The 21,876-nt window shown below is 67.4% G+C and carries 18 protein-coding genes and 1 tRNA gene; 7 read left to right on the top strand and 12 right to left on the bottom strand.

From position 1 onward, the window contains the following. Positions 1–95 precede the first annotated feature (95 nt). Positions 96–172 (bottom strand) — tRNA-Met (locus ACWF4Z_RS25150). 115 nt (positions 173–287) lie between these two features. On the opposite strand from ACWF4Z_RS25150, the gene ACWF4Z_RS25145 reads away from it, so the two are divergent. Both ACWF4Z_RS25145 and ACWF4Z_RS25140 read left to right on the top strand, forming a co-directional pair. After that, positions 288–1,253 (top strand): N-acetyltransferase family protein, encoded by a 966-nt coding sequence (locus ACWF4Z_RS25145; RefSeq protein WP_452245586.1) that lies wholly within the window; start codon positions 288–290, stop codon positions 1,251–1,253. 169 nt (positions 1,254–1,422) lie between these two features. Continuing rightward, entirely contained in the window at positions 1,423–1,953 is a 531-nt protein-coding gene (locus ACWF4Z_RS25140) for a hypothetical protein (protein WP_452245585.1), read from the top strand. A 101-nt stretch (positions 1,954–2,054) separates the two neighbouring features. On the opposite strand, the gene ACWF4Z_RS25135 is transcribed toward ACWF4Z_RS25140, so the two are convergent. The 5 genes from ACWF4Z_RS25135 to ACWF4Z_RS25115 are packed head-to-tail and all read right to left on the bottom strand — an operon-like array spanning position 2,055 to position 7,423. Continuing rightward, positions 2,055–5,030, bottom strand: a complete 2,976-nt coding sequence (locus ACWF4Z_RS25135) for a UPF0182 family membrane protein (protein ID WP_452245584.1) — start codon at positions 5,028–5,030, stop codon at positions 2,055–2,057. Next, positions 5,027–5,644, bottom strand: coding sequence for a PPA1309 family protein (locus ACWF4Z_RS25130; RefSeq protein ID WP_452245583.1), 618 nt, complete (start codon positions 5,642–5,644; stop codon positions 5,027–5,029). Before ACWF4Z_RS25130 ends, ACWF4Z_RS25135 begins: the two co-directional genes overlap by 4 nt. A gap of 43 nt (positions 5,645–5,687) precedes the next feature. Beyond that, on the bottom strand, positions 5,688–6,725 hold the full coding sequence (locus ACWF4Z_RS25125; RefSeq protein ID WP_452245582.1) for a YlbL family protein: 1,038 nt from the start codon (positions 6,723–6,725) through the stop codon (positions 5,688–5,690). Beyond that, the gene (locus ACWF4Z_RS25120; RefSeq protein WP_452245581.1) at positions 6,722–6,967 is read right to left on the bottom strand and encodes a hypothetical protein; all 246 of its coding nucleotides are present in this window, start codon (positions 6,965–6,967) and stop codon (positions 6,722–6,724) included. Before ACWF4Z_RS25120 ends, ACWF4Z_RS25125 begins: the two co-directional genes overlap by 4 nt. Before the next feature lie 30 nt (positions 6,968–6,997). After that, positions 6,998–7,423, bottom strand: coding sequence for a molybdenum cofactor biosynthesis protein MoaE (locus tag ACWF4Z_RS25115; protein ID WP_452245580.1), 426 nt, complete (start codon positions 7,421–7,423; stop codon positions 6,998–7,000). Positions 7,424–7,810: 387 nt separating this feature from the next. Here ACWF4Z_RS25115 and ACWF4Z_RS25110 point away from each other — a divergent pair, with 387 nt between their 5' ends. After that, complete coding sequence (locus ACWF4Z_RS25110; RefSeq protein WP_452245579.1) at positions 7,811–9,103, top strand: zinc-dependent metalloprotease; 1,293 nt, start codon at positions 7,811–7,813, stop codon at positions 9,101–9,103. Positions 9,104–9,412: 309 nt separating this feature from the next. On the opposite strand, the gene ACWF4Z_RS25105 is transcribed toward ACWF4Z_RS25110, so the two are convergent. After that, a complete protein-coding gene (locus ACWF4Z_RS25105; RefSeq protein WP_452245591.1) occupies positions 9,413–9,679 on the bottom strand; it encodes a hypothetical protein in 267 nt (88 codons plus the stop codon). A 305-nt stretch (positions 9,680–9,984) separates the two neighbouring features. Between ACWF4Z_RS25105 and ACWF4Z_RS25100 the strand changes: the two genes are divergently transcribed. After that, positions 9,985–10,563 carry an NUDIX hydrolase gene (locus ACWF4Z_RS25100; protein ID WP_452245578.1) on the top strand — a complete coding sequence of 193 codons (579 nt, stop codon included), beginning with the start codon at positions 9,985–9,987 and terminating at the stop codon, positions 10,561–10,563. Positions 10,564–12,483: 1,920 nt separating this feature from the next. On the opposite strand, the gene ACWF4Z_RS25095 is transcribed toward ACWF4Z_RS25100, so the two are convergent. Next, a complete protein-coding gene (locus ACWF4Z_RS25095) occupies positions 12,484–13,092 on the bottom strand; it encodes a DUF2064 domain-containing protein (RefSeq protein ID WP_452245577.1) in 609 nt (202 codons plus the stop codon). 221 nt (positions 13,093–13,313) lie between these two features. After that, positions 13,314–13,715, bottom strand: coding sequence for a winged helix-turn-helix transcriptional regulator (locus ACWF4Z_RS25090; RefSeq protein WP_452245576.1), 402 nt, complete (start codon positions 13,713–13,715; stop codon positions 13,314–13,316). 119 nt (positions 13,716–13,834) lie between these two features. On the opposite strand from ACWF4Z_RS25090, the gene ACWF4Z_RS25085 reads away from it, so the two are divergent. Then, on the top strand, positions 13,835–14,752 hold the full coding sequence (locus tag ACWF4Z_RS25085) for an NADP-dependent oxidoreductase (RefSeq protein ID WP_452245575.1): 918 nt from the start codon (positions 13,835–13,837) through the stop codon (positions 14,750–14,752). Here ACWF4Z_RS25085 and ACWF4Z_RS25080 read toward each other — a convergent pair. Beyond that, a complete protein-coding gene (locus ACWF4Z_RS25080; protein ID WP_452245574.1) occupies positions 14,749–15,477 on the bottom strand; it encodes a 3-hydroxybutyrate dehydrogenase in 729 nt (242 codons plus the stop codon). The two genes, ACWF4Z_RS25085 and ACWF4Z_RS25080, sit on opposite strands and share 4 nt — an antisense overlap. A gap of 66 nt (positions 15,478–15,543) precedes the next feature. Here ACWF4Z_RS25080 and ACWF4Z_RS25075 point away from each other — a divergent pair, with 66 nt between their 5' ends. After that, positions 15,544–17,805, top strand: a complete 2,262-nt coding sequence (locus tag ACWF4Z_RS25075) for an FdhF/YdeP family oxidoreductase (RefSeq protein ID WP_452245573.1) — start codon at positions 15,544–15,546, stop codon at positions 17,803–17,805. Here ACWF4Z_RS25075 and ACWF4Z_RS25070 read toward each other — a convergent pair. Further along, positions 17,780–18,940: an MFS transporter gene (locus ACWF4Z_RS25070; RefSeq protein WP_452245572.1), complete on the bottom strand. Its 1,161-nt coding sequence runs from the start codon at positions 18,938–18,940 to the stop codon at positions 17,780–17,782. The genes ACWF4Z_RS25075 and ACWF4Z_RS25070 overlap by 26 nt on opposite strands. A 63-nt stretch (positions 18,941–19,003) precedes the next feature. On the opposite strand from ACWF4Z_RS25070, the gene ACWF4Z_RS25065 reads away from it, so the two are divergent. Next, a complete protein-coding gene (locus tag ACWF4Z_RS25065; RefSeq protein WP_452245571.1) occupies positions 19,004–19,576 on the top strand; it encodes a CGNR zinc finger domain-containing protein in 573 nt (190 codons plus the stop codon). Positions 19,577–19,621: 45 nt separating this feature from the next. On the opposite strand, the gene ACWF4Z_RS25060 is transcribed toward ACWF4Z_RS25065, so the two are convergent. After that, a complete protein-coding gene (locus ACWF4Z_RS25060; RefSeq protein WP_452245570.1) occupies positions 19,622–21,808 on the bottom strand; it encodes an MMPL family transporter in 2,187 nt (728 codons plus the stop codon). Positions 21,809–21,876 lie beyond the last annotated feature (68 nt).

The following is a 21,876-nucleotide window of genomic DNA, read 5'->3' as shown; positions in this document are numbered from 1 at the left end:
ACCGGCAGACCACCAGGCCCCACCCGCTAAAACAAAGGACGGCCGAACCCACGACTATTGGGTTCGGCCGTCCGCGATGTCCTGAGACATCACAGTGGTAGCGGGGGCAGGATTTGAACCTGCGACCTCTGGGTTATGAGCCCAGCGAGCTACCGAGCTGCTCCACCCCGCGCCGTTGTGTCTTTAGTTTAGAGGATCGGGGCCGAGCAACCAAATCGGTTACCGGGGTGGCTCCGACTCGGCGAAAACCCGTGTTCGTGACGGTGCTAGCGGCGTACCGTCCGGGTATGTCCAGACGCGTCATCCGGCCGTTCGAGGAGGGGGATCTCGGTGCGGCCGCCGGTCTGCTTGCGCAGCGGCACAAGGAGCATCGGAGCCGCCACCCGCTGCTTCCGGCCGATTATGAGGATTTGCAGCTCGCCGAGGTCGAGCTGACGGCTGTGTGGGAGAGCGAGAGCGCGTCCGGAGCGGTCATGATCCAGGGCGACGAACTGACCGGATATGTGCTGGGGGCACCTAAACGGTCGTCGGTCTGGGGCCCGAACATCTGGGTCGAGTCCGCGGGCCACGCCGTACGTGAGCCTGAACACATCCGCGACCTGTACGGCGCCGCCGCGACCAAATGGGTGGATGACGGCCGGACGGCGCACTACGCGTTGGTTCCGGATGATGCCGAGCTGATCGACGCGTGGTTTCGGCTGGGATTCGGCTCGCAGCACGCGCATGCGATCCAGCCGGCGCCGGCTGATGCGCTTGCCCCGCCACCGGAGCTCGTCGTACGGCGTGCAGTCCGTGGCGACATCGCCGTACTGGCGGAGCTGGATCTGGCTCTGCCTCGGCACCAGGCATTGTCGCCGGTGTTCTCGGCTGGGGATCTGCCGACGCTCGAGGAGGCGCTTGCCGATTGGGAGGAGTCGTTCGACGACCCGGATTACGCGACGTTCGTTGCCGAGCACAACGGTCGGGTGATCGGCTCCTCGATCGGGTGCTCGTTGGAGAAGTCGAGTTCGCACAGTGGGCTCGCGCGGCCGGACAACGCCGGCTTCCTGGGGTTTGCCGCCGTACTGCCGGAAGCTCGAGGGCATGGCGCCGGCCGCGCGCTCGGTGAGGCGGTGCTGCAATGGTCGGCCGACACCGGGTACACGTCGGTGGTGACCGATTGGAGAGTGACGAACCTGTTGTCGTCGCGGACGTGGCCCAGGCTTGGCTTCCGGCAGACGTTCCATCGGCTGCATCGACTCATCGGATACTGACAGGCCGGTTGTCCACAGGTTCGAAATCGCCGGTCGAATCGTGGGGTGATCACGGCATGTTCTTGGGCGAGAAGGCGTCTCGCAGCAGGCGAGGCGTCACGGTTCCCAGGAGGCAGCCATGTCGTGTTCGTCCCTTCGTTCCCGCATCGTTCCGCCGGCCCGTCGTATCGTGATTGGGAGCGCGGCCGTCCTCGCGTCACTCGGCACGCTGGCGATCGGTCCGGCCGCCGCGAGCGAGCTCGGCTGTCGCTCGGGATATTCCGTGGCACCTCCTTCGACCGAGCAAAGGGCCTGCACCTTGGACGGCTTCGTGATCGACCACCTTCCCGACGGCATCGGTGCCCCCAGCGACTTCGAGTACGAGTGGGAAGACGTGAGTTTCCACAGCCGGGTCTGGGAGACCGGGCCTGATCCCGAGGGTGCGTTCAAGGTCGATCTGACCGTCAAGACGCTCCGCGGGGAGAAGCTCGGTGATCTCGAGGCGCTCAAGGAATTCCTGATCAGCTACGAGGAGAAGGACCCGGACAGCTGGGAGCTGACCCCGGTCAAGGTCGGTGGGTACGACGGTCTCCTCGCGGGCAACGAGGTGTTCTACTTCGTCGCTCCTGGCGTCGCGGCCGAGGTGACCGTCGACCCGGACCGCTTCACCGACGAGGACCTGCTCGACACCGCGGCCGGCTTCCACCCAGAACCGGCCTGATGCCCTAGGCAACTGAACGGGGCGGCGACCCCGACTGTGTGTCGGTGTCGCCGCCCCGGGAAGCACCCTGCGGGCCGGCCTGTCGGGGTCAGCCTGTCGGGTCAGCCTGTCGGCGAACTCGGCGGACTCGTCGGTGACGACGGAGTGTCGGTCGGCGTCGGCGACGGTGTGCCGGTCGGTGTGGGCGTCGGTGCCGCCTGGCCCGCCTTGACCGCGTCGTCGAGCGCCTTGGCCATCGCGTCGACCTGCTTCTGGTACTCGGCCAGGTTCCCGTTCTTCAGGGCCGTCTGGGCAGCCGCGTAGGCGGTCTGCGCCCTGGCCAGCGCCTGCGTAACTGTCGGGTTGGTCGGATTCGTCGGATTTGACGTGCCCGGCGGTTGCTCGCCGGTGTCGACGTTGGTCTGGAAGACCTTGGTCAACGCATCCGACAGCGTGGAGCCGTAGGCGACACGATCTCCGAACGAGACCAGCACGTACCGCAGCACCGGATAGCTACCCGGTCCACTCGTCCGGACCGAGTACACGGGTTCGACGTACAGCAGGCCGCCGCCGAGCGGCAGCGTCAGCAGGTTGCCGAACTGGGCTCTTGCGCCGCTGGACGGTTGGTTGATCGGCAGCAACGCGGTTCTGATGCCCTCGTCGGTCTGGAACTTGTTGAACACCTGTCCCGGACCGGGGATCTGCACGTTGGCAGGCAATCGCAATATTCGGAACTGCCCGTAGTCGGGCGACGATGCTTCGGAATCGACGGCCATGAACGCGGTCAGGTTCTCCCGCTCCGCGTTCGGCACGTAGACCGAGGTCAGCGAGAACTTCGGCTCGTTCTGACCTGGCATCCGCAACGAGAGATAGAAGGGAGGTTGTTTGATTTGCGAGGACGAATCACTGCCCGAGGTCACCGCGGTCGGGTCGGCCGGGACACGCCACAGGTCGCTGTTCTGGTACCAGGTCGTCGAGTCCTGCACGTGGTACTTGGCCAGGACGTCGCGCTGGACCTTGAACATGTCCTCCGGGTAGCGCAGGTGCTCCATCAGCGCCGGCGAGATGTCCGAGCGTGGCTTGACCGTGCCCGGGAACGCCTTCATCCACGTCTTCAGCACCGGGTCGCTCTCGTCCCAGGCGTACAGCTCGACCGATCCGTCGTACGCGTTGACGACGGCCTTGACCGAGTTGCGGATGTAGTTGATCTGCTCGCTCGGCTGCTGCGCGATGGTGCCGCGGCCGGTGGTGGTGTCGCGGGTGCTGTCGTCGAGGGCGACCTTCTCGGAGTACGGGTAGTTCGCCGAAGTGGTGTAGCCGTCGACGATCCAGACCACCTGGCCGTCGACGATCGCCGGGTACGGGTCACCGTCCGGCGTCAACCACGGCGCCGCCTTCTCGACCCGCTCCCGCGGAGTGCGGTCGTAGAGGATCTTCGAATCGGCGTTGACCCGGCTGGACAACAGGATGTTCGCATCGCGGAACTTGGTTGCGTAGAGCAACTTGTTGCCGAACGATCCGATCGAGACGCCACCCTTGCCGGTGTAGGTGTTCAGCGTCGGGTCGCCGCCGTTCTTGCCCTCGGGCGTGTCGAGCTCGACCGCCTGGGCGCCCTTCGGTCCGCCGACGATCGAGTAGTCCGGGGACTGCTCACCGAAGTAGATGCGGGGCTCGTAGTCACCGAGGTCGCCGGTCGGAGGCAGGTCCTTCTCGGACCAGACCGGGGTGCCGTCGGCCGCGCGCTGGTTGCCGTTCGCGGCAACGACGCCGTATCCGTGGGTATAGACGGTGTGGTCGTTGTTCCAGTTGCGCTGGCCGGTGGGCAGCCGGTCGATCTGGACCTCGCGAACCGCGATTACGGTGTCGTTCACCTTGTTGCCGACCTTGTACCGGTCGACGTCAAGATCGGTCGGGAACGAGTAGAAACCACGGACCTGCTGCAACTGCTCGAAGGTCGGGCCGACCACGGTCGGGTCGATCAGCCGGATGCCGGGCAGCACCTCGGTGTCGGCCAGCAACTCGCTCGGCTTCGCCGTCGTGGCGGCCGGATAGTTGAGGACCTGCACCTTCTCCAAGCCGTAGGCCTGCCGCGTCGCCTCGATGTTCTTGGTGATGTACGGCGCCTCGCGCACCGGCTCGCTCGGACGTACGCGCAACTGCTGCAGCGCGGCCGGCCACAACGCGCCGAGCAGGATCGCCGACAAGATCAGCACGACCGTGCCCACGCCGGGCAGCAGCCAGGTCTTGCGGACCACGTTCGCGAAGAACAAGCAGGCGCACAGGACCGCGATGACGGCCAGGATCTCCTTGCTGGGCAGGACGGCGTTGTCGCCGGTGTAGGAGATACCGGTGAAGAGCCTGCTGTCCGAGGTCGTCAGACCGAACCGATCCAGCCAGTAGCTGAAGGCCTTCAGCAGAACGAGCAGACCGAGCAGCACGGAGAACTGCACCTGCGCGGCGCCGGACGCCTTCTGGCCCTTGGCCGACGGACGGAAGCCGCCGTACAGGTAGTGGGTGATGATCGCGGCGACCAAGGAGAGCAGCACGATCGAGTAGCCGAAGCCGAGCAGGACACGCAGCCACGGGTAGTCGAAGACGAAGAACGCGATGTCCTTGTTGAAGTGCTTGTCGGTAACACCGAACGGCGTCCGGTTACGCCAGGCCAGGAAGACTTTCCACTCCCCCGACGCGGCCGACCCGCCGAAGACGAGCATCAGCGTGGCGATCACGCCGATCGCGATCTTCCCGCGCTGCTGCAGCAGCTCGCCGTACCGCTCGAAGCCTGGGCTGGGCGACGGCGCCAGCGCGACCCGGGGCCGGGAGCGGAACGCGATCACGATGTTCGCGACGACGGCCGCCGCCATCAGCAAGCCGACGGCCACGAACAGCAGCACTCGCGTCCCGAGCACAGTGCTGAACACGGAGCCGAAATCCACCGAGCGGTACCAGAGCCGCTGCGTCCAGACGTCGGTGAAGACGCTGAACAGGATCACCAGCACGATCAGGGTGGCGATCGTCGGCAGCAGAGCCCGTGGACGTCCGCCCGTTCGCCGCGTTCGCCGCGGCTCCTCCGGCATGTCGTAGACGCCGTCACTCATGGTCGGTTCTCCTCGTCGTCGCTCACGCCGTCGACCCCAGGACCTTCGCCCGGCCGGCTGCCGGATGAGGGTTCGAATGTCAAAGACAGTACTTCGCACAGAGTGGGGACCAAGTCGGCGCCGGTCAGTACGGCGCTGTCCTCGTCGTGGGACCGCAACCGGACGGCTCCGAACCGGTCGCCTTCGCGCAGCACCGCCGCGACCATCCGGACCTCGTGGCGGCGCGGGTCGCTACCAGCCATCCGCGCGAGTTCGGCGTCGGATTCGACGCTGGACAGACCGGCCTCGGCCGAGGCCGGCAGGACGATGCGCTCGATCGCCAGCGCGCAACCGCTGACACCGTCGGGCCACTCGATCCGGGCCAGCGCGTCGGCCAGGTGTTCGTCCTCGACGCCGCCGGGCAGCTCGCCCTGCGCGACCGGAGTCAGCGGCTGGGACGCGTCTTCGGCTCCGAGCTCGGCCGCCAGTTGCGGTTCCGCCCGGAGTAGTTCCTCAGTGGGGACCAGCGCGAACAGCTGCGCGGGCTGGTCCCAGCCCGCGCTGCTGACGTGCTTCTCGATCTCGATCACCGCGCGACTGAGTGCGTCGGGGGGCAGAGTGTCTACAGAGTCCATGCCGGCAGAGCTTCCCTTCGGCTGGCCGAGGCGTACGGGTCGATCAGGATGTGCATGCCGGGACATCTCCCTTTCCGGTGGCGACCGCCTGCAGGGCACTGATCGCCTCGTTCAGGGTGGTGATCTTCACCAGCTGGATGCCCTTCACATCTGCGTGCAGGGCTGCCTCGCAGTTCGGGCCCGGGACCAGGAATATCGTGGCCCCGTCGTTCTTGGCACCGGCGATCTTCTGCTGGATACCGCCGATAGCGCCGACCTGGCCGAGCGCGTCGATCGTGCCGGTGCCGGCGATGTGCTTGCCGTCCAGCAAGGCGCCCGGCGTGAGCTTGTCGTAGATGGCCAGTGCGAACGCCGTACCGGCGCTCGGGCCACCGATGTCCTGGCCGAGGTTGACCGTCACCTTCACCGGCGAGTCGACGCCGATCGTGATGCCGACCATCGGGCGGGTCGTCTCGCCGGGCGTGGCCGCGGTCTTCAGCTGCACGGTCTGCTCGCTGCTGCCGCGGCGGATCAGAAAGAGGACGTTCTCGCCGACCTTATGCTTGCGGACGAGGTCGCCGACCTGCGGGACCTGCGTCACCGCCTGGCCGTCGACTGCGAGGACGACGTCGCCCGGCTTCAGCTTGCCGTCGGCCGGAGTGTCCTTCGCGACCGTCGAGACCTTCGCGTGGAACGGGACCTTGGCGGCCTGCAGAGCAGCCGCGATCGCGCTGTCCTGCGAGCCTGTCATCTCCGCGGTGTTCTGCTGCTCGACCTCATCGGCGCTCTGGTTCGGCGGATAGATGATGTCGCGCGGGAACAGGTCGTGGTGCGGATCGAGCCAGTTGCGCATCGCCTGCGGCAGGGTCAGTTCACGGTCCGGCGACGTGACCGAGACGGTGGTCAGGTCGAGCTGGCCACTGGTCGGGAAGGTCTCGTGCCCGGTGACCTCGATGACCGGCTTGCCCTTCGCCGAGCCCAGCGTGTCCTTGACCGGCCCGGGGCTGAACGAAACGAACGGCACCGGGAACGCGGTGAGCAGTCCGAGCGAGATCACCAGCACGACGATCGAGGTGACCAATGTGGCGGTACGACGTGTCACGAACCCTGCCCTGCACTCTTGGTGGACGGTGTGTCAGCGCGACGACCCAGACCGCGACGGCGTTCGGGAGTGGCGCTGGGGCCGGGTGCGGCGATCGCCTCGTTGAAACGACGGAAGTCGTCGACGGATGCGAAGGCGCCACCGGATTTGCGCGGACCGCGGCTCCGCCCACGCCAGGCCGCCCAGCACATTGCCAGCAGCGTGGCGACCAGCGGGAACGCCAGCCACGCCAAAACCTTCATCCGGCCACCTTCATGCGCCCAGAGTACGTGTCAGTGAGCGCCGACCCACTCGCTGGCACCGTCACTGAAGCGCTGGTGTTTCCAAATCGGAACCTCGGCCTTGAGATCGTCGATCAACCGGCGACAGGCGGCGAAGGCGACATCGCGGTGCGAGGCAGCCACCGCGACGATGACGGCGGCGTCCCCGATCTTCAGGTCCCCGGTGCGATGGACAGCAGCCAGCGCGGTCACCGCCGGGTCGTCACAGATCCGCTGAGCCACCGTCCGCAGGTGCTCCAGCGCGTCCGGGTGGGCCTCGTAGCTGAGCAGATCGACCGGCTTGGCCTGGTCGTGGTTACGCACAGTCCCGATGAAGAGAGCGGTTCCACCGGCGGTCGGGTCGGCGACAGCGGCCAGCACCTCGTCGCTGGACAGGACGTCCTCGCGAATGTCCAGCAGCCTGATCGTGTCGCTCATCCGTGCCTCATTCCTGCATTCCCCGAACTCTCGGCGATCCCCGGCGTCCCTCGACTGTCACACACATCCGCCGAAAACTCGCTGCGAGGCGTCCCTCGCTCGCCTCGATTCTCCCTCGCCCGACCCTCCGGGCACGCATCCGGTCCCCTTTCCGGGACAGTTGCCTTCCTCACCCTTCCCGCGATCTGGCCTCTCCTTACCGGTGTTCTGGCCTCTCCCTCCCGGGTTCCGGGCCGCTCCTTCGCGTGTTTTGGCTGCTCGCGGAGGCGGGCCGGGGATCTGCCAGGGGCAAACCAGGGGCACAAAGCGTTCGCCGGGGGCGGAACGGATCGGTGGAACCAGTACGTTGGAGTTGTACGTCCCACCCGCACAGGAAGGCCCACTCCAATGAGCGATGAACCGGACAACCCGTTCAAGGGAACTCCGTTCGAGGCCATGTTCCAGCAGTTCTCCGGTGCGGCCGGCGCGGGCGGTACCCCGGACCTGAACGCGATCTTCGCCCAGGTCCAGCAGTTGCTGAGCGGTTCCACCGACGGCAAGCCGGTGAACTGGGATCTGGCCAAGGACATCGCCCGGAAGACCGTCTCCGCGGCCGGAGACCGGTCGATGACGCCGACCGACAGCGACCGGGTATCGGACGCGGTGCGGCTGGCCGAGCACTGGCTCGACGAGGCGACGACGCTGCCGGAGGCGTCCACCACCTCCGCGGCCTGGAGCCGCGCGGAGTGGGTCGAGAACACCCTCCCGGTCTGGCAGACCATGGTCGACCCGGTCGCCGAGCACGTCGCAGGTGCGATGGGCAACGCGCTCCCCGCCGAGGCTCAGCAGTTCGCCGGCCCGATGGCCGGCATGCTGCGGCAGCTGGGTGGATCCGTGTTCGGCGCGCAGGTTGGGCAGGGGCTTGGTGAGCTCGCCACCGAGGTGGTGAGCTCGTCCGACATCGGGCTGCCGCTCGGGCCGACCGGTCAGGCTGTGCTACTCCCGGACAACGTCGCAAAGTTCGCCGAGGGTCTCGGGCTGACCGACGAGGACGTTCGGCTCTATCTGGCTCTCCGCGAGGTCGCGCATCAGCGTCTGTACGCGGGGGTGCCGTGGCTACGGCAGCACCTGCTGGCCGCAGTCGCGGACTACGCCGCGGGCATTGAGGTCGACAGCTCGAAGATCGAGTCCGCGATGGCCGACATCGACCCGCAGAATCCTGAAGCCATCCAGGAGGCGCTCGCCGGCGGCATGTTCGAGCCCGAGGATTCCGAGCAGCAGAAGGCCGCGCTCGTCCGGCTCGAGACCAACCTGGCGTTGGTCGAGGGTTGGGTGGACGACGTCGTACGGCAGGCGACCAAGGACCGGATGCCGTCCGCCGTCCAGCTTGCCGAGACAGTACGACGGCGCCGTGCGGCTGGTGGACCGGCCGAGCAGACGTTCGCCACGCTGGTCGGCCTACAGCTGCGACCGCGCCGCCTCCGCGACGCCGCGAACCTGTGGGCCGCTGTCCGCGACGCTCGAGGCGTAGAGGGCCGCGACGAGCTGTGGTCGCACCCCGACCTCCTCCCCAGCGCCTCGGACCTCGACGACCCCATCGGCTTCGCCCAACACGCCGGCGAACTGGCCGACATCGACATCACCGACTTCCTCCCCCCAGAAGAAACCACCCCCGAAGACGGCCCCAACCCCACCAAGTAGCTCCCACCGGATCGTCACCTCCTCGCAGGGCGGGCCGCGTCCACGGTTTCAACCTGGTGAAGCTCCGCTCCACGACGTAGCGCCCTGGCAGCGCTCACGTTGCTGCCACCAGCAGGTCGCGGCCAGGCCCTGAGGTGGTCACCGAAGTCAACCGGCCTCCGGGACCACTGGTGTCGGTTGGCGATCCGCGAGGACGCTAGGTGACTGACCGGTCGATCCGCTAGGTGATCTCTGTCGGCTCCGTCAGCGCCGGGAACCGCGACCCGATAGCCGCCTACGCAAGGGCGAGGGCGAGGAAGCGTTGGTTGGTCAGGCGGGGTTGGTGAACGAGATCGGCTTGCCGGTCGATCGGGCGTAGGCGATCTCTCCGCTTGTGGATTCGCCGATGTACCCGCCCGGATTGACGACCAGAACACGGTCGGCCAGGTCGATCTTGCGCAGGTGGAGCGCGCCCAACGCGCTCTTCTGCTCGTCGGTGATGACCTCGTTCACGTCTCGACCCTCGGCGCGCGGGAAGATGCCCGGCGCGACGACGATGACGCCCGCAAAGGTCAGCTCACGGTTCGCCGCGTGCATCTCGTCCACGAATCGCGCAGAGCCACAGATGCACACAATCTCAGGTCGCCCAGACACTACTTAGCCCTCCGGATCGAACGGGTAACCGTCACACGCGCGCTTGACGTCACGGCCAGGAACACAAGCCGGCAGTGTACGCAGCAAGGTGAACCCGACCGCACTGTCGCGGGCGCGAGGCATGCTCAGCACTGCGACCCGCCGCCCGCCGCTCTGCGAGCCGGGCGCCCCCGCCGAAACCTGGTTCGTGTCGTGGGGTTGATGGCTCCGGTTGTGGCGTGGGGTTCGAGGTGGTGGAGACTTGGTGGGTGATTGAGGGTGATGTGGTCGACGGGTTGGGGCTTTGGCGGGATGCGGTTGGGGTGCTGGAGGGGTGGGTTGCGCCTGATGCTGAGCAGGGCGGGCTGCGGGAGCACTACCTGCGGTATCTGGCTGAGCATGCCGACGGGCTTTGGCGGAGTAGTCGGCCTGAGCACATAACGGCGAGTGCACTTGTTGTGGACGCGACGGGTATGCGTGCGCTGCTTACCCTGCACAAGACGGTCGGACGGTGGCTTCAACTCGGCGGTCATTGCGAACCAGGCGACACCACGCTGGCCGGTGCGGCGCTTCGTGAGTCACTCGAGGAATCAGGCCTCGACAACCTGACGATCGACCCCGTGCCACTGCAGCTCTCCCGCCACGAGATCCTCGCCGGTGGATGTGCTGGGACGTTCCATCTAGACGTCCAGTACTTGGTAACCGCAACCGCCGGCACGGACTACATCGTCAGCGACGAGTCCCACGACCTCAGCTGGTTTCCCGTCGACAGTCTCCCCGAGGACCTGGACCACACCGTCCAGCACCTGACCCTCAAAGCCCAAGCCCGCCTACGCCAAACCGCGTAACCACCGGACCGATACGAACCGCGGCCCGGCCAAACCAGCCGCCCCCACTCCAGAACAGCATCAAATCCCCGCACCCTCCCACTCCCCGCTGCACGACACCTCGTCGCGCATCACACCCCCGCCGCACAGATCCCGTGTCACACGACATCCCCACAACACAAGGGATCCCGCCGCATAACCTCCCCGCGCGACCCACGTCCGACCGCTCACACCGATAGATTCCCCGCCGCACGCCCACTCCCCGCCAACCCCGCCGCACGACCGGCCCCCGCCGTACCACACACCCCGCGAGCACCCCGCCGCACAACCGGCCCCCGCCGTACTCACAACTCCAACGAACGCACGCCGTACTGCTGCTCGCCCGGTCAATCTCTGCTGTGCGGCGGCTCTGTCGCGCGAGAAGTCGGTCGATCGCCTCTGCGCTGAGGTTCTGTCGCTCTGCATCTCTGTAATACAAGAGGTCTCTTCGCACAGCATCGCTCTGGGTAGATCTCGCGCCGCAGCACTCACGCCGGTGAGTTCTCGGCGTGCGGGCGGCGTCCTACTGCCCGGCCTGATGAGTTCCCCTTCAACCGATCCGGTCGTACGCTCGTCCTCCAACGGGCGCACGGCGTCGTGCCGCTTCCTCGGGTCGATCGATGCTGTACGGCGGTTCTGTCGGGCTACAACCCGGTCAACCGCCGCTGGGTTGAGGCCGTGGTGCGGTGCATCCCTGTAATACAAGGGTCTCGTCGCACATCATCTCGCACGCGACCCCGCGTCCGACCGCTCACGCCCGTATGTCCCGGCGTGAAGCCGACGCCCGGTCCTACTACCGCCCCGGTGGGTTCCCCCTTCAAGCGATCCGGTCGTACGCCCGTCCTTCAACGAGCGCACGCCGTACCTCAGGTCCCCGCTGTACAGCCGACCCCCGTTATCACTCTCACCCCCGTGAGTACCCCCCGCTGTACAGCCGATCCGGGCGTACGCCCGTCCCTCAACGAGCGCACGCCGTACTGCCGATCCTGTCTTGCCGCTCACCCCCGTGAGCCCCCGCCGTACAGCCGATCCGGGCGTGTGCCCGTCCCCCGACGAGCGCACGCCGTGCTGCCGATCTTGGCTTGCCGCTCACCCCCGTGAGCCCCCGCTGTACAGCCGATCCGGGCGTGTGCCCGTCCCCCGACGAGCGCACGCCGTGCTGTCGATTTTGGCTTGCTGTTTACCCCCGTGAGTGCCCCGTTGTACAGGTGGTGCTGTTGTGTTCTCGTCGGCCGACGAGTGCACGGTGTGTTGCTGGTCCCCGTGAAGCCCTGCTGTGTAACCGCTTTCGGCGTGCGCCCGTCCCCTGACAGGCGCACGCCGTGGTGCTCGTCCTCGTTGGATCCCCCGTGATCCTCGTCGGTCACCGCGTTGGTGCTGCTGACTTCCGTTCGTCGTCTCAGCGTGTGCTCATCCCCCCGATGGGTGCGCGCTGTACTGCCGTTCATTCACAGAGCTTGGGCCTGTGAATCCCCGTGGGTGTTCGTCGTGCCGGCGCTTGCTCATCCCTCCGATGGGCTTGCGTCGTACTGCTGGTCCCCCGTCGATCCCCCCGGATCCGTGAATCCCTTGTGGTGTTGCCGATTTCGGTCGTGCCGGCGTGCATTCGTCTGTCGACGAGTGCACGCCGTACTGCTTGATCCCCCGTGGATCCCCGTTCTGTGATGCTTCGTCTCGTCCTCGTGGTGTGGGCTCATCCCCCGATGAGTTCACGCCGTTGTACTGTCCCCGTGGTTTGTGCCTCTCCCCGTGATGTGTGCCTTTGGCCCCGTCAGGGTGGGGCTTCGGGCGGGCGGTGGACTGACTCGCGTACCGCCCCTGAACGGCATCGAGATCGGTCCGGACTCCCCCCAGGAGTCCCCCGCTGCTAGATGAACGAGCGCGAACGGCGAAGGTGACGGGTCAACTGCGACGAAGTAGAGATCTTGTGGCATCCCAGCCTTCGAGGCCCGGATCCAGTCGCGCTATGTCAGCGTTTGATCGCAGACGGTGCCAACCGGGGCCGATCGCGACCGCGTGGCGACGGGGTTTGCGTGATTCCAGTTCGGCCAGTGGGGTGTCGAAGGTGGGGGCGGCCTCCGCGACCCACGAGGCTGTCGGGCGGTTGACGCCGATTGCGGCCAGCGAACCGTCCTCGGCCGGGGTGACTGCGATGTCTGCGCTGCTCAACGCGCGGAAGAGTTTGCCGATCAGCAAGCCCGGCAGATCGGGTACGTCGAAGGAGACGGCCACCACTGCTGCGGCCGGGCCGGCGAGTTCGACTGCGTCGAGCACGGGCCGTGAAGGGTTGGTGGCGTAGACAGGTGTGCCAGGCCAGGTCAACGCACTCACCTCGGCCAGTGTGTCCTCGGAGCCGCCGACGACCGCTACCGCGACGTCGACCCGGTCCAACGCAGCCAGCACCTCGTACGTGTCCTCGGCAAGCGCCAGCCGCCACGCTTCGAAGTCGCGGCCAGGCGGCGCCCACGTCCCCCGATCAGGTACGACGAGAACCACCACCCGCCGATCCACCACACCATCAGGTCCCACAGCATCAGATCCGGCAGACGCACCAGGCGAGGCAGGGTCCAAAGGCGAGGCGGGATCCGCAGGCGACGCGGGATCCAGAGGCGACGCGGGACCCGGAGGCAACGCGGGACCCAGAGGCGACGCGGGATCCAGGGGCAACGCAGGATCCACGGGCGACGCAGACTCCACGGGCGACGCGGAATCACCGGACGAGTCGGCCATGGTCAGGCGCTCACTTTGTCGTAGGTCGAGCGGGCCGTGGTGACCTCGGTCATGTGGGACTCGGCCCAGGACTTGATCGCGGCGAGGAGGGGCATCAGGGTCCGGCCGAGTGGCGTCAGCTCGTAGTCGACGCGGACCGGGACCGACGGCGTCACGGTTCGCGAGATGATGCCGTCGCGTTCGAGCGATCGCAGGGTCTGGGTGAGCATCTTCTGGCTGACGCCGGCGATCCGGCGGGACAGGTCGGAGTACCGCTGGGGACCGTTGCCGAGTGCGGTGAGGACGAGCGACACCCACTTGTCGCTGATCCGGTCCAGCAACTGCCGCGTCGGGCAGGTCGCGATGAACGCGTCGTACTGACGTGCCGCTTCTTCGCGGCGTTGAGCGGCGGATCGCGTTGCCATAGCTCTCCTCCTCGTGCGGTACGCACTCCAAAGTGCCTACTTCCCGCCAGAGAGTAACTCTCTGAAAGTGGTGTCACCAACTCGGACATCACATGAGCAAAGACCAAGGAGCAAGCACCATGCGCGCACTCGTCGCCCACCGGCTGGACGGACCGGATTCGCTCGAGCTGATCGAGACCGCCGTACCCGAGCCCGCTGCGGGACAGGTCCGGATCAAGGTAGCCGCCGCGGCCGTCAACCCCGTGGACGTAGCCGTCAGCGCCGGCCTGGCCGTCAAGGCTGGGCTGACCGCGGCCAGGAAGCAGTTCGGACTCGGCTGGGACGTAGCCGGCACCGTGGACGCGGTCGGGCCTGGAGTCGACCTGACGCCCGGTACGCCGGTGATAGGCCTGGCCGACCTGTTGGGTCGGGCGTTGAAGACCCACGCCGAGTACGTCGTACTGGACGCGGACACCGTGGCCGTTGCGCCGCAACACCTCGACCCCGCGGCCGCAGCGACGTTCGGACTCAATGCATCCACGGCTCTCCAAGCGCTCAAACCGATCGCTCCCGGCCAGACCGTCCTGGTCACTGGAGCGGCCGGCGGCGTCGGCGGGTACGCGGTCGAGCTCGCCAAGCACTTCGGACTCACCGTGGTCGCCAGCGCGGCCGAGGCTGATGAGGAGCTGGTACGACGCCAGGGCGCCGACCACTTCATTGCACGATCTCAAGACCTCGCAACGTGCGCACGAGAGCTAGGAGTCGACGCGCTGGTGGACGCCGCGATCGTTGGCATCGCAGCGCAGGAGGCGGTACGCAACGGCGGCCGACACATCCATCTCCAGGGCGGAGTGGTCCCACCAGCACTCCGGGGCATCACCGTGCAACTGCTCTTCGTGCACGCCAACCGCACCGATCTCGAGCAACTCGTCCAGCTCGCCGATTCGGGAGTCATCTCGACCCGCGTCGCCGAGACCTATCCGCTGGACGACGCGGCGACGGCGTACGCGCGCGTTGCCAAAGGCGGGGTGCGAGGTCGAATCGTGTTGGCGGCTTAGTGAGCCGTCCAGCCGCCGTCGAGTACGAATGACGTCCCGGTGATGGAGGCCGACGCCGGACCGCAGAGCATCGCCACCACGTCGGCCACCTCGGACGGCTCGATCAGACGCTTTACCGCGACCGGCTGGAGCATGACCTTCTCCAGCACCTCTGACTCGGACAGTCCGTGGGTGGCGGCCTGATCCGCGAGCTGTCCGGTGACGAGCGGCGTACGGACGTAGGCGGGGTTGACGCAGTTGCTGGTCACTCCGTGCGCTGCGCCCTCCAGGGCGGTCACCTTGCTGAGTCCTTCGAGTCCGTGCTTGGCAGCGACGTACGCCGACTTGTACGGGCTGGCCCGGAGTCCGTGGACCGAACTGATGTTGACCACGCGACCCCAGCGGGCGGCGTACATGTGTGGGAGCGTCTGCCGGATGAGGCGGAACGGCGACTCGAGCATGAGCCGCAGGATGTAGCTGAACCTCTCGGGCGGGAACTGTTCGATCGGTGCGACCAACTGGACCCCGGCGTTGTTCACCAGGATGTCCACGTCGGTCGGAAGGTCCGACAGGCTGTCCAGATCGGACAGGTCGGCCACCCTGGTCTCGACGCCCTCAAGCGTGTCGAGGCCGGCTGGGTCGTAGTCCACCGCGATGACATGTACGCCGTCCGCCGCCAGGCGACGGGCACACGCGGCGCCGATTCCGGACGCGGCTCCGGTGACGAGGGCACGACGGGTCTCCATGGCGTACGACTGTAGATCGTGCCTATCAAAGCCGCGCCCGGTGATAGGTGGTCTTATGGTTGAAACATGGTCGATATCGAACATCCGAAGAAGAAGGCCGCCGGAGTCCCCGCGGTGCTCTCGTCGTTCAAGTTCGGTTTCCGGGAGATGGGCCCGGCGCGGACCGGCAAGGTCTTCCTGAAGATGAACCAGGACGGCGGCTTCGACTGCCCGTCCTGCGCCTGGCCGGACCCTGACCACAAGCGGAAGCACGCGGCCGAGTTCTGCGAGAACGGCGCCAAGGCGGTCGCGTGGGAGGCGACCCGCAAGCGGGTGCCGCGGGCGTTCTTCGCCGAGCACTCCGTCGAGGCGATGGACCAGATGCCCGAGTTCGAGCTCGGCAAGCTCGGCCGGGTCACCGAGCCGATGCTGCTGCGCGCCGGCGCGACGCACTACGAGCCGGTCGGGTGGGACGAGGCGTTCCAGGTCGTCGCACGCCACCTCAAGGCACTCGTCGATCCGGACCACGCGGTCTTCTACACCTCGGGCCGGACCAGCAACGAGGCCGCGTTCCTGTACCAACTTTTCGTCCGCGCCTATGGCACCAACAACCTGCCCGACTGCTCGAACATGTGCCACGAGTCGTCCGGTACGGCGCTGTCCAAGGTGATCGGCAGCGGTAAGGGCGCGGTCACCCTGGAGATGCTGGAAGAAGCCGAGCTGATCGTCGTCGTCGGCCAGAACCCGGGTACCAACGCGCCACGGATGCTCAGCCATCTCGAGATCGCCAAGCGCAACGGCGCCGACATCGTCTCGGTGAACCCGCTGCCCGAGCCCGGCCTGATGAACTTCAAGAACCCGCAGACCCCGCGCGGCTGGATCGGCAAGGGAACGAAGCTGGCCGACCAGCTGCTGCAGATCCGGATCGGTGGCGACCAGGCGCTGTTCCTTGCCCTCGGCCACCTTCTGCTCGAGGCCGAGGCGGCGAACCCGGGCACCGTGCTGGACAAGTCCTTCATCGAGAGCCACACCAGCGGCTACGACCTGTACGCCAAGCACAACACCGAGGTCGACTGGCCGGCGGTGGAGCTCGCGACGGGGTTGCGGCGTACCGAGATCGAGGAGCTCGCGGAGCGGTTCGTCAAGTCCAAGGCCACGGTGATCTGCTGGGCGATGGGGTTGACGCAGCACCGCGAGGCCGTGGCGACGATCAGCGAGATCGTCAACGTCCTGCTCCTGCAGGGGAACATCGGCAAGCCGGGCGCGGGTCCGTGTCCGGTCCGCGGTCACTCGAACGTGCAGGGCGACCGCAGCATGGGCGTCTGGGAGAAGATGCCGGACGCCTTCCTCGACAAACTCGACTCCGAGTTCTCCTTCACGTCGCCGCGGGAGCACGGCATCGACGCGGCCGAGACCGTACGACGGTTGCGCGACGGCGGGGTCCGGGTGTTCTTCGCGATGGGCGGGAACTTCGCGTCCGCGACCCCCGACACCGAGGTCGTGCATCGCGGTCTGCGGGAGTGCGACCTGACCGTGCACGTGTCGACGAAACTCAACCGGTCCCACACCGTGACCGGTCGCGAGGCGCTGATCCTGCCGACGCTCGGGCGGACCGATCACGACCACACCGCGTCCGGTCCGCAGTCCGTGACCGTCGAGGACTCGCAGGGCGCGGTCCATCTCTCCACCGGCAATCTGACCCCGCCGGGGCCGGAGATGAAGTCGGAGATCGGGATCATCTGCGGGCTGGCGGAGCACGTCGTACCGGACGTCGGGCAGATTCCGTGGGCCGATTTCGCCGATGACTACAGCCTGATCCGGCAGCGGATCGGCCGGGTCGCCGACGGCTATGAGGACTTCGAGGACCGGCTGCGGGCGAACGAGGGTGGATTCCTGTTGGCGCATGCGGCGCGGGACGAGCGCGTGTTCAAGACGTCCGATGCGCGGGCGCAGTTCACCGCCAACGAGCTGACCTGGTTGCCGACGGCACCTGGTCGGCTGTTGTTGCAGACGATGCGCAGCCACGACCAGTTCAACACGACGATCTACGGGCTCGAGGACCGCTACCGCGGCGTCCATGGAACGCGCGAGGTCGTGTTCGTGAATCCGGAGGACCTGGCCGAGCTAGGACTGAGCGACGGTGCGTACGTCGATATCGTCAGCGAGTTCCAGGGTGTCGAACGGCGGGCATCCGGCTTCCGCCTGGTGTCGTACCCGACCGCCCGTGGATGTGTCGCGGCGTACTACCCGGAGACCAACGTGCTGATGTCCGCCGACGACGTCGCCAAGGGCAGCAACACCCCGGTCGCGAAGGGGCTGACCATCAGGCTGGAGCCAGTCGCCTCCTGAACCACGGCTGCAGCACCGCGAGTACGACGGCCGCGCCGGCGCTGGTCAGCCAGAGGCCCCGAGGTCCGGCGGACTCGAGCAGTTGGGTGACGATCATCGGCGCGATGGTCGTCGCGATACCCCAACTGAGCCCGAACACGGCCAGGTAGCGGCCGCGCGCGTGTTCGGGTGCGAGGCCGGAGGCCTGAGTGAGGTACCGGTTCAAGAGGAAGAGATCGCCGAGGGTCCAGAAGACGCTGGCGACCAGAAAGACGGACAGCGTGCTCGCGAATGCGCTGACGATCAGCCCGGCCGCGAGCAGGACGTACCCGATCGCCAGCGACTGGAAGTCGTCCAGGCGCTGGAGGCGCAGCACGCGCTGGGCGACGATCATGACGGCCGCGGACAGCGCGAGGATGTAGCCGGTGCCCGACTTCGACAGGCCGTGGTCGAGCAGAGTCAGCGGCAAGCCGATGACCAGTTGCATGTAGAGGGTGGCGAAGACCGTCCCGCCGGCGAGGAGCAGCAGCAATCGGCGGTCCCGCCACACCGCCACCGCAGGTGCGTCTGAGTGCTCCCGCCGTACGTCGACTGGCAGCGCAAGGGCAACCAGGACAGCACACGCCAGACAGGTGACCGCGTCGGCGACGAAGAGCCAGCGCAGGTCCGCGTGGCTGATGGCGGCTGCGAGTAGACCGGCCAGAACGCCGGCCGCGGCGAGGGCGGCGCTGTAGAGGCCGTACGCCGCTGGGCGGTCCTCGGGCTCTGTTACGTCGGCGATCATCGCTTGGCTGGGTGGTTCGTAGATCTCGAAGACGAGGCCGAGGAGCACGGTCGCGAGAACGGCGGACCAGAGCGCGTGGCTGAGCGCGATCCAGGTCTGCGCGACCGCACAGCCGGTCAAGCCGACGACGATCGTACGGCGACGTCCGAGCCGGTCGGCCAGATAGCCGCCGAGCAGCCGCGACGGGATCGTGGCCGCGCCGAAAAGCGCGAGGATCACCCCGACCTGGGCCAGCGACGCGTGGAACTCGACCGCGAGCACGACGCCCAGGAACGGCAGCGTGAACGCGCCGATCCGGTTGACGGCGCGCGCGACCACCAGGATCCAAACCGTCCGGGACAGGCCGCGCCGCTGGGCGGTGACAGCGCTCATGATCGCCTCCATGACTGTCTAAGTCGCTATGATCGGTCACGCAGGAGCCTACGGAGAGGATCCATGACCGGTCAAGTGTCTTTTGATAGTCATACGCGGAGCGTGCTGGCGGCCTCCGTCGAGTACGTGAACCGGCTGACGCCCGGTTACTCCCTGGGCGTCGCCTTCGACGGGCCGGCCGATGCGACGCAGGCTGTCAGCGACGCTCTCGCCGCGATCGGCTACCCACGCCCGTTCGTCGAACCGTCCGATGCGCACCGGTTGACCGTGCTCGCCGGACGCATGCGGGTCGTGTTCGAGGCTGCCCACTCGGGCGAGCTCGATCGGGCCGCCGACGAGGTGAACGCACTCCTCGTCGACACCAACGCGCGCCCCCAACTCGACCGCCGCGACGACGGTTGGAGCCTGCACTTCCACGGACCCGACGACAGCCTCGTCAACGGCTGGGCGGCAGGCTGTGCCGCCGGCCTCGCCCTCGCCTTGGGCACCGGCCTGGCCGGTCGCCTAGGAGTCTGCGCCGCTCCGCACTGCGACCGCGTTTTCGTCGACGTCTCCCGCAACGGTCAACGCCGCTTCTGCTCCCCCCAATGCCAAAGCCGAGTCAAAGCCGCCGCGCACCGAGCTCGCCAGAACTAGCAGGACGCCCCACCCGGACTCTCCGGGTGGGGCGTCGTACAGACGTCAGCCGACCGGGGTCAGCTCGCGCTCCTCCTCAGGCGCCGGCGGCTGGGTGGCGTGCTTCGGGGGCGTACGGCGGAGCCACTTGGGAGCCCACCAGTTCGCGTCGCCCAGCAGCGTCATCACGCTGGGGAGGACGACCGCGCGGATGACCGTGGCGTCGATCAGGATCGCTACGGCCAGGCCGACCCCCAACTGCTTCATGTCCAGGGTGCTCAGCGTGGCGAAGACCGCGAAGACGCCGATCATGACGGCGGCCGCACTGGTGACGACGCCGGCCGACCCGGTGATGCCTTCGGCCACCGCCTGCTTGGTCGGTACGCCGCGCAGCACCGCCTCGCGGATCCGGCTGACGACGAACACGTGGTAGTCCATCGACAGCCCGAAGAGCACGACGAAGAGGAACAGTGGCAGCCAACTGACCACTGCGCCGTTCGAGCGGAAGTCGAGAAGCCCTTCGGCCCAGGTGTTCTGGAAGACCGCGGTGACGACGCCGTATGCCGCTCCCGCGCTCAGCAGGTTCAGTCCGATCGCAGTCACCGCGACCACCACGGACCGGAACGTCACCATCATCACGATCATCGTCAGCAGCAGCACGAACCCGATCACCAGTGGCAACTTGGCCCGTGTGTGGGCCGCATAGTCGACGTCCGCGGCCACGAACCCACCCACGGCGTACTCGACTCCGGGCACCTTGCCGACCGTCTCCGGCATCAGCTCCTTGCGCAGCTTGGTCAGTGAGTCACGCGCCTCCTGGCTTCCACCGGCGTACGGCGTGGCGACCTCGAGAGTCGTGACAGTGCCGTCTTTGGAGACCCGTGGCTCCTCGAGACCGTCCTGAGCGAAGAGCTTGTCGTTCTGCGTCCGCTGCACCAACTCGGCCAGAGCGGCCTTGACCGCCGGCGCCTGGTTGGCCGGGGCCCGTACGGCGACCTCGTGACTGGTGCCCGTGCTCGGGAACGCCGCGGTCAGCCGGTCGTACGCCTTCATCACCGCCGTATCGCGCGGCAGGTCCTCAGTGCCCGGGAACTTCAGCGTCATCCCGAGCGCCGGCGACGCGATCGCCAGCAGTGCCGTGACGGCGACCAGCAGCGTGGCGATCGGGTGCTTCAGCGCCGGCTTCAGCACGGTCGGCCAGAACCGCGGCTTGTCCCGGTTGGCGGTCAGCCGCCACACGAACGGGATCCGCGGCCGATCCACCCAGCGGCCGAGCTTCGCCAGTACGGCGGGAAGCACGGTCAGCGAACCGACGACAGCCACTGCGACCACGAGGATCGAGCCCACCGCGAACGACGAGAACACCGCATCCCGGGCGAGGAACAACCCGGCCATCGAGATGATCACCGCCGTACCGGAGACGACGACCGCGTGACCGGACGTGGCCGCGGCGATCTCGACCGCGTCGACATGCCCGCGGCCCTTGGCACGCTCCTCGCGTTCGCGGCGGAGGTAGAACAGCGAGTAGTCGACGCCGACCGCCATACCGATCAGCAGGATCACGCTGTTCACCGCATCGACCGCCGGGATGAGCTGGGACGCCGCTGCCGACAGGCCGATCGCGGCCGCCACAGCGGACAACGCCAGTACCAACGGCACGGACGCGGCGATCAGCGCACCGAACGCGATCAGGAGGATCGCGAGCGTCACCGGCAGGCTGAACATCTCCGCACGCTTGAAGTCCTTGCCGAGGGTCTCGTTGAGGGCCTTGTCGATCGACAGTCCGCCGACCTCCTCGATCCGGAGATTCGGGTACTGCTGCTGGAGCTGAGCCGTGGTGTCGAGCAGCGGCTGGACACGATTGTCGTCACCGTCCTTCAGGGTGACCCTGACGATCACCGCGTCCTTGTTCGCCGACGAGATCGGCTGGGCGACGTCCGCGACCCCACCGAGGGCGCGCATCTTCTGGATCGCCACGCCGGCCGCCTGGCCGGCCGCCTTCTGGTCGAGCGCCCCGGACGGAGCCGTGATCAGCACGCTCTCCACGTCCGGATCGGCGAAGTTGCCGGACTTGACGATGGTGTCGGCCCGGGTCACCTCACCGATGTCGCCCTCGTTGTCGGACTGCTTGGTCCCGGTCATCGAGCCGATGGCGAAACAGGCGATCACGACGACCACCCACATCGCGATCGCCCGCCACGGATGGGTCGCGCTCCAGCGCGCCGCACGCACCGTGATCTGTCCCCTGGCCATACGTTCCCTGCCCCTCTGCACCCCTACCGGCGGCGCCCCACCCAGCGCACCTGGCGTGGCACTGGCTA

The organism is Kribbella sp. NPDC055071, from assembly GCF_053608045.1.
This window is presented reverse-complemented; position numbering and strand designations above follow the sequence as displayed.